Here is a 13,224-nt window from a genome sequence, read left to right on the forward strand (position 1 = left end):
TAAACCCCTCAAAACTGAATAAAGTTGAATGCTCACGTCTTTGTATATATTCCTTAGAAAGGAGGTGATCCAGCCGCACCTTCCGATACGGCTACCTTGTTACGACTTCACCCCAGTCATCGGTCTTACCTTAGGAAGCGCCCTCCTTGCGGTTAGGCAACCTACTTCGGGTACTCCCAACTCCCGTGGTGTGACGGGCGGTGTGTACAAGGCCCGGGAACGTATTCACCGCGGCGTGCTGATCCGCGATTACTAGCGATTCCGACTTCATGTAGGCGAGTTGCAGCCTACAATCCGAACTGAGAATGGTTTTAAGAGATTAGCTAAACATCACTGTCTCGCGACTCGTTGTACCATCCATTGTAGCACGTGTGTAGCCCAGGTCATAAGGGGCATGATGATTTGACGTCATCCCCACCTTCCTCCGGTTTATCACCGGCAGTCTCGTTAGAGTGCCCAACTTAATGATGGCAACTAACAATAGGGGTTGCGCTCGTTGCGGGACTTAACCCAACATCTCACGACACGAGCTGACGACAACCATGCACCACCTGTATCCCGTGTCCCGAAGGAACTTCCTATCTCTAGGAATAGCACGAGTATGTCAAGACCTGGTAAGGTTCTTCGCGTTGCTTCGAATTAAACCACATGCTCCACCGCTTGTGCGGGCCCCCGTCAATTCCTTTGAGTTTCAACCTTGCGGTCGTACTCCCCAGGCGGAGTGCTTATTGCGTTAGCTGCGATACAGAGAACTTATAGCTCCCTACATCTAGCACTCATCGTTTACGGCGTGGACTACCAGGGTATCTAATCCTGTTTGCTCCCCACGCTTTCGAGCCTCAGTGTCAGTTACAGGCCAGAGAGCCGCTTTCGCCACCGGTGTTCCTCCATATATCTACGCATTTCACCGCTACACATGGAATTCCACTCTCCTCTCCTGCACTCAAGTCTACCAGTTTCCAATGCATACAATGGTTGAGCCACTGCCTTTTACACCAGACTTAATAAACCACCTGCGCTCGCTTTACGCCCAATAAATCCGGACAACGCTCGGGACCTACGTATTACCGCGGCTGCTGGCACGTAGTTAGCCGTCCCTTTCTGGGTAGTTACCGTCACTTGATGAGCTTTCCACTCTCACCAACGTTCTTCTCTACCAACAGAGTTTTACGATCCGAAAACCTTCTTCACTCACGCGGCGTTGCTCGGTCAGACTTTCGTCCATTGCCGAAGATTCCCTACTGCTGCCTCCCGTAGGAGTTTGGGCCGTGTCTCAGTCCCAATGTGGCCGATCACCCTCTCAGGTCGGCTATGTATCATCGCCTTGGTGAGCCTTTACCTCACCAACTAGCTAATACAACGCGGGATCATCTTTGAGTGATGCAATTGCATCTTTCAAACTTAAAACTTGTGTTTAAAGTTTTTATGCGGTATTAGCATTCGTTTCCAAATGTTGTCCCCCGCTCAAAGGCAGATTCCCCACGCGTTACTCACCCGTTCGCTGCTCATCCAGTTGGTACAAGTACCAACCTTCAGCGCTCAACTTGCATGTATTAGGCACGCCGCCAGCGTTCGTCCTGAGCCAGGATCAAACTCTCAAATAAAGTATTTAAGTCACCGAAGTGACTGGCTTGTCTTTCATTATTGATTGACAGATTTTTGATGTATCTTACTACATCACATGAGTCATTCTTCTTTATTCAGTTTTCAATGGTCTAGCTTATCGCTTCAAGACCCTCGTCTCTTGCGACAACTATTATATTCTATCAAACCTACCTAATCTTGTCAAGAATTAACTGTGGCTTTTACGACTTTTTTTATCTTACATCCGGAAAATCCCACGGTTGTCATGTTTTATTAAATACATTAATATTCAATTCTTGGTAAATTTAGTTTTCTTTGTTCTGAAATGATTCTGATGAGAACGATAAAGATGACAGAAATAAATAAAGCTAAGTTATGGCTGATTACCGATTGAAGGGATACATATAGAATTCCACCAATAATACATGGTAGGGCATAGATGTTTTCTCTAAAAATCATTGGAACTTGATTTGCAATCACATCGCGTATCATTCCACCACCGACACCTGTCAATACTCCTAAGAATACAATGAAGAAGATATTTTGTGAATAACCATGTGCTATTCCAGCATCAATCCCTAATACTGTAAAAATTCCTAAACCTATTGCGTCAGAAACCAGGAGAAGATTATTATAGAAACGTGCTGCTTTAAAAATACTCAATGCTTCTCTTCTTGATTTAATTATTAGTGCTACAAGCATAGCTACTATTGATGCAATAATCGAAATAACTATAAAAAATGGCGATTTTAATGCTGTAGGCGGTGTTGCTCCTAAGAGTAAATCTCGAAATATCCCACCACCAACAGCTGTTATTACTGACATCACAAGAATACCAAAAATATCTAGTTTATGATTGATCCCCACTACGGTCCCCGAAATAGCGAATGCTACGGTTCCTAAAATTTCCAAAAATAAATAAAAACTGCTAATCACTTCCATATCCCTTTATACTTCACCTTAATAATCTTTTTAATACAATTTATTATACCTTATAATCCTCCAATATAAATAAAAAAGAGACTGATTTTCAACAGTCTCTTTTTCTTTAATCAACGCGGCTAAAATTAGCAACATCTGCACTGATATTTTCAATAAATTCTTCAAGCGGAATGACTTTTGTTTCTTTTGAGCCATAACGACGAATATTTACAGTTCCATCAGCTTGTTCTTGGTCTCCAATAACGATTTGATATGGAATTTTGTGTGTTTGTGATTGACGAATCTTCCAGCCCATTTTTTCATTGGCTTCATCGACAACAACGCGGAACCCTTTATCTTGAAGTTCACGTTGAATTTTCCATGCGTAATCGGCATGAATTTCATTATTTACTGGGATAATGGTTGCTTGAGTTGGAGCGAGCCATGTTGGGAAAGCACCTTTATAAACTTCAATAAGATAGGCAATGAAACGTTCAAGGGTTGAGATTACACCACGGTGAATCATGACTGGGCGATGTTTTTCCCCGTCAGCACCGATATATGAAATGTCAAAGTTTTCAGGATTAAGGAAGTCTAACTGAATAGTTGAAAGTGTTTCTTCGTTACCAAGTGCAGTTTTAACTTGAATGTCAAGTTTAGGACCGTAAAATGCTGCTTCTCCTTCTGCTTCAACGTAGTCAAGATTCATGTCATCCATTGTCGCTTTGAGCATGGCTTGAGATTTTTCCCACATTTCATCATCTGGGAAATATTTCACTGTATCTTTAGGGTCACGGTAACTGAGTCGGAAACTGTAATCATTGATTCCAAAGTCACGGTACATGTCCATAATCAATTGAAGAATTTTACTAAATTCTTCTTGAACTTGTTCTAACATGACGAAAGTATGACCATCATTCAAAGTCATTTCGCGGACACGTTGAAGTCCTGAGAGTGCTCCTGATTTTTCATAACGGTGCATCATCCCAAATTCAGCAATACGAATTGGGAGTTCACGATAAGAGTGAACGTGATGTTTATAGATAGCTATATGGCTCGGACAGTTCATTGGACGAAGTTCCATTTCTTCGCCATCACCCATATCCATTGGTGGATACATATCTTCATGGTAATGTTGCCAGTGACCTGATTGTTTATAAGTATTAAGGTTCATCATGACTGGTGTGATAACGTGTTGATAACCGTTTTTCACTTCTTGGTCAACGACAAAACGTTCAATAATTCGACGAATTGTTGCTCCAGCTGGGAGCCAGTAAGCAGTTCCCGCACCAAGTTCTGCGTCATTAAAGAACAAGTCAAGTTCGCGACCGAGTTTACGGTGGTCACGTTCTTTTGCTTCTTCACGAAGTTTAAGATTTTCTTCTAATTCTTCTTTTGTAAACCAAGCTGTACCGTAAATACGTTGCATCATCTTGTTATCAGAATTACCGCGCCAGTAAGCACCTGCAACGTTGAGAAGGTGGAAAAATTTGATGACACCAGTTGATGGAACGTGTGGGCCGCGGCAAAGGTCAGTATATTCACCTTGAGTATAGATAGTAAGTCCACCTTCATCTTCATTGTGTTCTTCAATGAGTTCAAGTTTGTATGGATCATTTGCAAAAATTTCTTTTGCTTCTTCTTTGCTTACTTCTTTACGTTCTGATTTGAAGTTTTCTTTGACAATTTTCTTCATTTCAGCTTCGATTGTTGCCAAATCATCATTTGAAATTTGACCGGCTTCGTTATCTGTATCGTAATAGAACCCATCTTGAATAGCTGGTCCAACACCCAAGTGAATATCAGGGAAATGGCGTTTTGCTGCTTGAGCAAAAAGGTGAGCAGCTGAATGTCGTAAAATTCCAAGTGCATCTTCATGGTCTGGTGTTACAATTTCAAAGTTGCTATCTTCATTGATTGCTCGAGTGGCATCAATTAATTTTCCGTTGACCTTACCTGCAAGTGTTTTTTTGGCAAGACTAGGTGAGATTGATTTAGCAATTTCAAATGTTGTTACGCCCGCCTCAAATTCTTTTACGTTACCGTCTGGAAATGTTATTTTAATCATTTTATGTGCCTTTCTTTAATGTTTTTTTAGTTGGAAATTACTGACAGAAAAATCCGAATTGCTTGGGAGCAATGAATTACTTGTTAAAAGTCTTGTCAATAATTTATGGAAATAAAAAAACGCAAATCTTATCCTATAAAGGACGCGATCTGCGTGTTACCACCTTTGTTCTATTTACTGACAAAATTCGTTAAGCTCTTGCTAGCAATTATTGCTTACAAAAGTACTCAATTTTTAGCTATAAAATTGCTGTCAGTAAATTTCTCTTCTTTGACGTAACGTGTCAGAGACGCTTTTCTGTTGTCCAAAAAAGAATTTAACTTACAAAAAATCTGTAAGTAGTGAGTGGTATTTTTAGCTGCCATTTTCAGGCTCGCATCAACCGCCTGATTTCTTAGAAATTTTCACTAAAAACATGTCTCTTCTTATATTGTAAAGCTTGACCTAAAATTTGTCAAGAAGGAAATTATACTAAATAAAATTACTGACAGCCCAAGATTAAAAGTTCTGTCAGTAATTTTTACTGACGAGTAAAAAAGAACTCAATGAGTTCTTTTTATATTAATGTCTTTGCTCAATATTTTGCTTTGTTTTGTAAGCAAGAAAATCGCGTGCCACATCTTTATCAAAATCATTGAGTTGTTTTATCACTTGGTTTTGAATCGTTTCAATCTCAATTTTTTCAAAAGAGAGCTCAGCAATTACTTTTTCAACGACTTTTGTTACATTATTAGCAATCATATTGGCGTGGAGCGGTTTATCTTTGTATTTACCATTGATTGCAGCTTTGAATACTGCCGTTTGAATGCGGAAGCTATCCCAGTCAACGACATGTCCATTACGTTTGATAACTACTTTATTAACTAATTTTGCTTGCATCAATTTCTCCTTATTTTTTAATCTTCTTACAATACTATTATACCAAATTTTTCGGAATTATTTAAAAGTTTCGACGATTAATACGATATTGAGTAAAGTTACAAAAACTCCTGTCGCTAATAAGAGCCACTTTGTAAACCAAACATTTTTATATTTGCCCATTACCCTTTTAGAACTTGTCAAATAAATTTGCAAAAAGATAGTAATTGGTAATTGGATACTTAAGAAAACCTGTGAATAAATTAAAATATTAAAGGGCGAAGTCACAAAACTTAAAGCGCAAATAGCAATCGTTGCTCCAATTATTGTGATTAAAACACCTAATTTACTATGTGGGTCTTGTGCATCATAAGGTTCTGCAAAGATTCCTGCAAAAATTGACCCACCTGCCATTCCGGCTGTTACCGATGAGGCTACTCCTGCAAAAAGAAAAGCAATCGCAAAAATAATTGCAGCCACTGGACCAAGGAGAGGAACGAGCATTTCTTGTGCTTGATTAATTTCTGTTACAATTCGAGGGAAAAATAAAGCCGCAGCAATGATAATAATTGCAGAATTAATCACCCAACCTAGAAACATTGAAAAAATTGTATCAAAGAACTCAAAACGCAATTGTCTTTCCATCACCGCTTCATCTTTTAAATTCCACTGACGACTTTGAATAACTTCCGAGTGTAAAAATAGATTATGTGGCATGACAACGGCCCCTAGGGCTGACATGATGATTGGCATTGATTTTGCATCAACAAAAGGAATGACCATTCCTTTTGCTGCTTTTCCCCAATTAATATGTGGAATAATAAAAATTTCTAGTAAAAGTGCAATCCCAATCAAACTTACAAAACCAATAATAACTTTTTCAATTTTAGGATATGAATTACTAAACAAAAACCAGATAACCAAATCAGCTGTTAAAATTGCTCCTACCACAATTGGTAATTTAAAGAGCATTTGCAAAGCTATTGCTCCACCCAAAATTTCAGCAACTGCTGTCGAAATAGAAGCTAAAACTCCCGTTACCAAAACTGTTCTACTGAGCCAGGGTCTAAGGTATTGGGTCGCATTTTCTGACAAACACTTTCCTGTGACAATCCCTAAGTGGGCCACATTATGCTGGAGAAAAGCCAACATAATTGTTGATAGCGTAATTACCCAAAGTAATTTATAACCAAATTGAGAACCCGCAGCAAGATTGGCAGCCCAATTTCCTGGATCTATAAATCCCACCGCAACAATCAATCCTGGTCCAACATACTTCAAAAAATCAAGGGCTGGATATTTTTTATCTTGTAAAAATCGCCACATTTTTATCCTTTTCATTTTCACTTCCTTTTGGACAATTATAGCATGCAGCTTTTAAGAGTTCAACTTTACAAAATAAAAAACCGTCAGTAAATTTTACTGACGGTCATTATAAATAATTGATTATTTGGCAACGATGAAACGGTCTGCATCATCCATGAATGTTTTTTCGCCGGCAGGTGCTTCGATTGAACCAAATACAAGTTGTCCACGAAGTTTCCAGCTTTCTGGAATATTCCATTCTTTAGCAACAGCTTCGTCAATCAATGGATTGTAGTGTTGCAAGTTAGCGCCTAAACCAAGTTCAGCAAGAGCAGTCCATACATTTACAGAAATAATTCCTGAACCTTGTTCTGACCAAACTGGGAAGTTATCTGCATAAAGAGCAAATTGTTCTTGAAGATTTTTAACAACTGCTTGGTCTTCAAAGAAAAGAATTGTACCAAAAGCAGCTTTAAATCCATCAAGTTTTGCACGTGTGTTATCCCAAGCTGATTCAGGAACACCTTGTGCTTCCATGGCTGCTTTAAGTTCTGGGGCAACAATTTCATCCCAAAGTTTATCTTGGGCATCACCTGTGAGAATCAAAAGACGTCCAGTTTGTGAATTGAAAGCTGTTGGTGAAAAACGTACAGCTTCTTTAATTGTTTCAATCACTTTTTCTTCATCTTGAACGTTTCTTCCAAGAGCGTAGATTGTGCGACGGTTTTCTAATGATTTAATGAATGACATAATAATTACTTCCTTTTTTATTTTTATTGTTTACATATGTAATCTTATCAAATAAATTTACACTTGTAAACTATTTTGATTCAAAAAATTACTTTTTTTATAAAATAAAAAAAATCCCTATTTGAAATAGGGATAAATTTATTATTTAGTACCGAACAAACGGTCTCCAGCATCACCAAGACCTGGGACAATATAACCATGTTCATTAAGTTTTTCATCCAAAGCTGCAGTATAAATTTCAATATCTGGATGTGCTTCTTGGAGAGCTTTCACTCCCTCTGGTGCAGCAACAAGACAAACAAATTTAATATTTTCTGCTTTAGCATTTCGTTTTTTAAGAGAATCAACTGCTAAAATTGCTGAACCACCAGTCGCAAGCATTGGGTCAACAAGAAAAATTTGACGGTCAGCAATATCGGCTGGAAGTTTAACTAAATATTCAACTGGTTTAAGTGTTTCTTCGTCACGATACATTCCGATATGCCCTACACGAGCAGCTGGAATCAATTTCAAAATTCCGTCTACCATCCCAATACCAGCACGCAATATTGGTACAATCGCTAATTTTTTACCTGCGATTTGTTTAACCGTCGTTTTTTGAACGGGTGTTTCGATTTCGACATCTTCAAGGGGTAAATCTCTTGATACTTCGTAGGCCATGAGCATTCCAATTTCATCAACAAGTTCACGGAATTCTTTTGTCGATGCCTCTTTACGACGCAAGATTGAGAGTTTGTGTTGAATCAATGGATGTTCTACGACTTGAAATTTTGACATTTTGATTTTCCTTTCGCTAGATCCCTTTGCTAAGCAAAGTTCAGATTTGTAAACTGCCTTTAAAAGGCAATTTTGCTAATTTTAGGCAAAATTTTTTAGAGCCTAGCAAGTTCGCTATTCTCTAAAAGCATTTTTTCTATTTTACCACTTTTTTGATCTTTTTGGGAGGAATAAGATGAAATTTAAAAAAATTTAAATTTTTCGTCTTTTATTCTTTATTTTTTCTTAATTATCATATTTTTTCAGGACCATTTTAATTAAAAATGGTGCCAATACAGTTGCTAAAATAATCACGATAACCAGCTCCGAATAAACTTCATCTGTGATAATGGCACTCGTCAGACCAATTTGAGCCACAATCAGAGCCATTTCCCCTCGTGAAATCATTCCTGTTCCAATCAACATACTCTCACCAGTACTTAATTTACTTGCTTTTCCAACAAAATAGGCGGGGATAAATTTTGTCAAAATCGCTAAGAAGGTAAAGAGTAAAATTATCCAAGGATGATGAATTAAACTATCGAATTGAACAGATATGGCGATAAGTACAAAGAATACTGGGATAAAAATAACATAACCGATTGCTGAAGTATATTCTTCAATCTTATGACTTACCTCTGTTTGTGAAATAGCAAGTCCTGCAAAGAAACTACCTATTACTGCTGACATTCCTACGCTATCAGCAAGTAGACTTAATCCCAAACAAATAATCAAGGCAACAATCGTATTTTTGTTGGCAATGGGTAGTTTTTGTACGAATTTCCAAAATCTTGGAATAAGCTTATGCACAAGAAATAAAAAGGCAAAAAAGAGAAGTTCAAGCAAAAATTGGAAGAAAAGATGAGAACCAGAACCACCATTTTTAAAACTAGTAAAAATTGATAAAATCAATACAGCTAAAATATCATCAACAACTGCTGCTCCTAGAATAATCGAACCTGCACGTGTACTGAGCTTGCCATATTCTTGCAAGACTTCAACCGTAATCGACACTGAGGTCGCAGCGAAAACAATTCCATAAAAGAAACTGGTCGATATTCCGTAACCAAAGCCAAAAGCAACAAGTCCAAAGGCAATTAATGGCACAATTACACCACCAACTGCAACGAGCATTGATGCTTTAAAATTTTTCTTTAGAACAGTTAAATCACTCTCAATTCCCGCTAAGAACATGAGTAAGATAACCCCAATCTCAGACATCACTTCTAGAACATGACCGCTATGAACCAAGCCTAAAACTGATGGAGCAATCAAAATCCCAACAAGCATTTGTCCAACGACAGCTGGAATTTTAAGGCGTCTTGAAACAAGAGTAGCAATTAAAGAGGCAATTAAAACAATTGTGAGTTGTAAAATATCATTCATAAGTTGATTTTAACATATTTTTCATTCTTAAAAACACATTTTCGACTAAAATCCTTAAATTTTGAATGTTTCTACGAGTCGTTTGCTTGCTTCTTCAATCAATGAGAATAGTGCAGCAGCATTTAATCTGGCATGCGCTTGTCCGGCTTTTCCAAAACTTATTCCTTTATTTAAAATCACACCTGCCTCTTCTGCTAATTTTTCATCCAATACCTTATCTTCTAATTGATATTCAGAAAAATCAAGCCAAATCAAATAGGTTCCTTGAGGTTTCATTACTTTGATTTTTGTTTTTTGATGAAGTTCTGACTCAATATAAGTGATATTTTTTTCAAGCACATTTTTGAGTTCATTTAACCATTCACTTCCATTTTCATAAGCAACTTTGGTGGCTAGCATTCCTAAAGTGCTAATTTCTTGTTGATTATTTGCTAGTCTTCTTTGTAAGTATTTTTCACGTAAATCTTGATTTTCGATAATTGCATAAGCGCATTTCACGCCAGCAATGTTAAAACTTTTAGTGGCAGAAGATAAAACAACTGAAAAATCTTTGAAGTCTTCTGAAAGAGTGTTAAAGGTCTGATGCTGATGACCAAACAATGTTAAATCTTGATGAATTTCATCAGAAACGACAATCACATTATGCTTTTTACAAATTTGGCCAAGTTTTATCAGTTCTTCTTTCGTCCACACGCGCCCACCAGGATTGTGGGGGTTACAAAGAATATATAATTTCACGGAATTTTCAACAATTTCTTTTTCAAAAACTTCAAAATCAATTAGAAATTCCCCGTTTTTTTCAATCAGTTTATTTTCAATTAGCTTTCGATTATTTAGCTTAACTGTTCTGGCAAACGGGGGATAAACAGGTGTGTTTATTAAAACAGCATCATTTTCTTTGGTCAATGCTTGAATGGCCAGACCAATTCCTGGAACAACTCCTTCAACCAAAATTAAAGCTTCTTTAGAAAAGTCATACTGATGTTGATTTTTTTCCCAATTTTGAATGCTTTTAATTAAATCTTCTTCAACATAGGCATATCCATAAACTCTATAGTCTGCGTAATCATGGATACTTTGTTTTATTTCTGGTAAGGCAAGAAAATCCATATCAGCCACCCATAATGGAAGTTTATGAGGATTCTCTTTTATTTCTTGCCATTTTACAGAATTGTGGTCAAGTCGATTTGGAATGGTTGTAAAATCATATTTTGTCATTTTTATACTCTCTTTTTTATTTTCGTCATGATAGCTGTGACTGCTTTAGCAGTTTACAGATATGCTAGTAGTTCCATCAGTAAAAAATTTACTGACAGAACATATTTTAGCACTTATGGATATGCTGGTAGTCTCATCATAGGATAGCCGTTGGCGCTTCGCCTTTTTGTCATTCGCTTTAGCGGATAGACAAAAAGGACAGCGTAGCACGCAGTGCGTAGATAGCGTTTACGGATATGCTAGTTTGTTCATCAGTAATTTTTTAATTTTCTAAAGCTTCTTTGAGGTCTTCTATTAAATCGCGAACATCTTCTATCCCAATCGAAAGGCGAAGCAAATCATCTGTTAAACCATAACTTTCTCTAATCTCAAGTGGAATATCATGGTGAGTTTGCGCTGTTGGATAAGTGATTAAAGATTCAACACCTCCTAAGCTTTCAGCAAATGTAAAAACGCTCAAGTGATTTAAAATAGCAGGAATTTTGTTTTTGTCAGTAACTTTTAGAGAAATCATGCCACCTAATCCTGGGTAAAGTACTTCTTTTACTGATGGAAGTTTTTTTAGGAAAGTCACAATTTTTTGGGCATTTTTAGTTGCCCTCTCCATTCTGAGGCTTAAAGTTTTCAAACCTCGCATGACAAGATAACTGTCAAACGGAGAAAGAACTGCTCCTGTAGTATTGAGCTGATATAATAATCTTTCATAAAGATCTTCATCATAAACAATGACCGCTCCAGCCAAGACGTCATTATGTCCTGATAAATATTTTGTTGCCGAATGAATCACTAAATCCGCACCCAATTCTAATGGTTTTTGATAAATTGGGGTATAAAAAGTATTGTCAACAATCACTTTTGCATGATATGCCTGTGCTTTATTGGCGATTTTTTCAATATTATATTTAACCATCATTGGATTTGTCGGTGTTTCAATATAAACAATATCAGTATTTTCATCTATTAGCTCAAGCATTTCTTTTTCGCTTTTAGCATAGGAAAAGTAAAATCGCCCCTCTTTTTCTTGTTCATCAAACCAGCGAAATGAACCTCCATACAAATCTCGACTGGCAACGATTTTGGAACCGACTGGAAAAACTGAAAAGGCCAAGACAATTGCAGCCATTCCTGACGAAGTTGCTAGAGCAAATTGTCCTGATTCAATTGAAGCAAGGGCTTCTTCCAAGGTTGCTCTTGTTGGATTTTTGGTTCTGGTGTAATCAAAGCCAGTCGATTGACCAAATTCTGGATGTTGATAGGTCGTTGAAAAATGCAAAGGACTAACTAAAGCTCCCGTTGCCTCATCTTGATGAATTCCGACTTGCGCCAATAAAGTATCTAATCTTTTATCCATAAATTTCCTCATTTTTTAACTCATTATTTTTTACTTTTACTCTTTTTGATTAAAATCATAATTTTCTTCATTCAAATGTTGACTCAGACGTTCTCCTAGATAAGGCGTTCCTTGATAAACCGCATAATTCAACCAATTTGAAAAAAAGAGGGAAGCTGCTGAAGCCCAAGTGCTTTTTGGCTTATTTTTATCATCATTTTCCGGAAAATAATTTTGGGGAAGATTGGGTTTCAGTCCTTCTTCTTTATCTCTCTCATATTCCCAAGCTAAAGTTTCACGGTCATATTCTAAATGACCAAAAAGGTAAATTTCACGCAAATTTTTCTTCGCTAAAATTGAAAATCCGGTTTCTTTGGAGCTTGACAAGACTTCCAAATCAGGTACTTTTTTTATTTCTGATGGATTTGATTGGGTATATCGCGATTGTGGATAATTAAAAAAATCATCAAATCCTCTAAATAATTGATTTTTAGGTTGCTCTACTGAGCTTTTGTAAATACCACACAATTTTTGCGGAAGATTTTCTTTAGTTACACCATAGCGAGCATAAAGTGCCGCTTGTGCCCCCCAACAAATATGCAGACTTGAATAGACATGGCTTTTAGACCAGTCAATAATTTTCAAAAGCTCACTCCAATAGTCCACTTCTTCAAAGTTTAACTGCTCAACCGGAGCTCCTGTGACAATTAATCCGTCGTAATATTGACTCTTAATCTCAGAAAAAGATTTATAGAAGGAATCTAAATGCCCTTGTTTCGTATTTTTAAAATCATGAGAAGTCATATATAAAAAGTCAACATTAATTTGTAATGGAGTGTTCGATAGTAATCGTAAAATTTGTCTTTCAGTTACTAATTTACGCGGCATGAGATTAACCACCAGCAAATTTAAAGGGCGAATATTTTGATTCTTCGCTCGTTCATCATTCATAACAAAAATATTATCCGCTCGCAAATCATCAATTGCGGGCAGACCTTCAATCACTTTTACCGGCATAAATCACTCAACTTTCAAATAGAATTAGACT

The 13,224-nt window shown here is 37.1% G+C and carries 10 protein-coding genes and 1 rRNA gene; all 11 read right to left on the bottom strand.

Annotation, left to right across the window (positions count from 1 at the left end; translation table 11 throughout):
• Positions 1 to 57 precede the first annotated feature (57 nt).
• The 11 genes from MKX45_RS10990 to MKX45_RS11040 all read right to left on the bottom strand — a co-directional run bounded on the left by MKX45_RS10990 (position 58) and on the right by MKX45_RS11040 (position 13,193).
• Positions 58 to 1,604: ribosomal RNA gene (locus tag MKX45_RS10990) — 16S ribosomal RNA — on the bottom strand.
• A gap of 262 nt (positions 1,605 to 1,866) precedes the next feature.
• Positions 1,867 to 2,526: a trimeric intracellular cation channel family protein gene (locus MKX45_RS10995; protein ID WP_015427055.1), complete on the bottom strand. Its 660-nt coding sequence runs from the start codon at positions 2,524 to 2,526 to the stop codon at positions 1,867 to 1,869.
• A 106-nt stretch (positions 2,527 to 2,632) separates the two neighbouring features.
• Positions 2,633 to 4,573, bottom strand: coding sequence for a threonine--tRNA ligase (thrS, locus tag MKX45_RS11000; protein ID WP_004254953.1), 1,941 nt, complete (start codon positions 4,571 to 4,573; stop codon positions 2,633 to 2,635).
• A gap of 561 nt (positions 4,574 to 5,134) precedes the next feature.
• Positions 5,135 to 5,452 carry an ATP cone domain-containing protein gene (locus tag MKX45_RS11005; protein WP_004254946.1) on the bottom strand — a complete coding sequence of 106 codons (318 nt, stop codon included), beginning with the start codon at positions 5,450 to 5,452 and terminating at the stop codon, positions 5,135 to 5,137.
• Positions 5,453 to 5,509: 57 nt separating this feature from the next.
• Positions 5,510 to 6,772, bottom strand: coding sequence for an Nramp family divalent metal transporter (locus tag MKX45_RS11010; protein WP_340817203.1), 1,263 nt, complete (start codon positions 6,770 to 6,772; stop codon positions 5,510 to 5,512).
• A 105-nt stretch (positions 6,773 to 6,877) separates the two neighbouring features.
• Positions 6,878 to 7,486: a nitroreductase family protein gene (locus tag MKX45_RS11015; RefSeq protein ID WP_057720421.1), complete on the bottom strand. Its 609-nt coding sequence runs from the start codon at positions 7,484 to 7,486 to the stop codon at positions 6,878 to 6,880.
• A gap of 141 nt (positions 7,487 to 7,627) precedes the next feature.
• Positions 7,628 to 8,263, bottom strand: a complete 636-nt coding sequence (gene upp, locus MKX45_RS11020; protein ID WP_011835873.1) for a uracil phosphoribosyltransferase — start codon at positions 8,261 to 8,263, stop codon at positions 7,628 to 7,630.
• A gap of 225 nt (positions 8,264 to 8,488) precedes the next feature.
• A complete protein-coding gene (locus tag MKX45_RS11025; protein ID WP_057720420.1) occupies positions 8,489 to 9,628 on the bottom strand; it encodes a cation:proton antiporter in 1,140 nt (379 codons plus the stop codon).
• 54 nt (positions 9,629 to 9,682) lie between these two features.
• On the bottom strand, positions 9,683 to 10,846 hold the full coding sequence (locus MKX45_RS11030; protein ID WP_340817204.1) for a MalY/PatB family protein: 1,164 nt from the start codon (positions 10,844 to 10,846) through the stop codon (positions 9,683 to 9,685).
• Positions 10,847 to 11,108: 262 nt separating this feature from the next.
• Entirely contained in the window at positions 11,109 to 12,197 is a 1,089-nt protein-coding gene (locus MKX45_RS11035; RefSeq protein ID WP_081037460.1) for a cystathionine gamma-synthase, read from the bottom strand.
• A 36-nt stretch (positions 12,198 to 12,233) separates the two neighbouring features.
• Positions 12,234 to 13,193, bottom strand: coding sequence for a homoserine O-succinyltransferase (locus tag MKX45_RS11040; protein ID WP_340817205.1), 960 nt, complete (start codon positions 13,191 to 13,193; stop codon positions 12,234 to 12,236).
• Positions 13,194 to 13,224 lie beyond the last annotated feature (31 nt).

The organism is Lactococcus sp. FSL W8-0209 (assembly GCF_038006585.1).
Classification (GTDB): Bacteria; Bacillota; Bacilli; order Lactobacillales; family Streptococcaceae; genus Lactococcus; species Lactococcus lactis.

Coding starts and splice junctions, on each gene's coding strand:
- upp (WP_011835873.1), bottom strand. CDS start 8,263: ATGTCAAAATTTCAAGTCGTAGAACATCCATTGATTCAACACAAACTC.
- thrS (WP_004254953.1), bottom strand. CDS start 4,573: ATGATTAAAATAACATTTCCAGACGGTAACGTAAAAGAATTTGAGGCG.
- MKX45_RS10995 (WP_015427055.1), bottom strand. CDS start 2,526: ATGGAAGTGATTAGCAGTTTTTATTTATTTTTGGAAATTTTAGGAACC.
- MKX45_RS11035 (WP_081037460.1), bottom strand. CDS start 12,197: ATGGATAAAAGATTAGATACTTTATTGGCGCAAGTCGGAATTCATCAA.
- MKX45_RS11015 (WP_057720421.1), bottom strand. CDS start 7,486: ATGTCATTCATTAAATCATTAGAAAACCGTCGCACAATCTACGCTCTT.
- MKX45_RS11025 (WP_057720420.1), bottom strand. CDS start 9,628: ATGAATGATATTTTACAACTCACAATTGTTTTAATTGCCTCTTTAATT.
- MKX45_RS11010 (WP_340817203.1), bottom strand. CDS start 6,772: ATGAAAAGGATAAAAATGTGGCGATTTTTACAAGATAAAAAATATCCA.
- MKX45_RS11030 (WP_340817204.1), bottom strand. CDS start 10,846: ATGACAAAATATGATTTTACAACCATTCCAAATCGACTTGACCACAAT.
- MKX45_RS11040 (WP_340817205.1), bottom strand. CDS start 13,193: ATGCCGGTAAAAGTGATTGAAGGTCTGCCCGCAATTGATGATTTGCGA.
- MKX45_RS11005 (WP_004254946.1), bottom strand. CDS start 5,452: ATGCAAGCAAAATTAGTTAATAAAGTAGTTATCAAACGTAATGGACAT.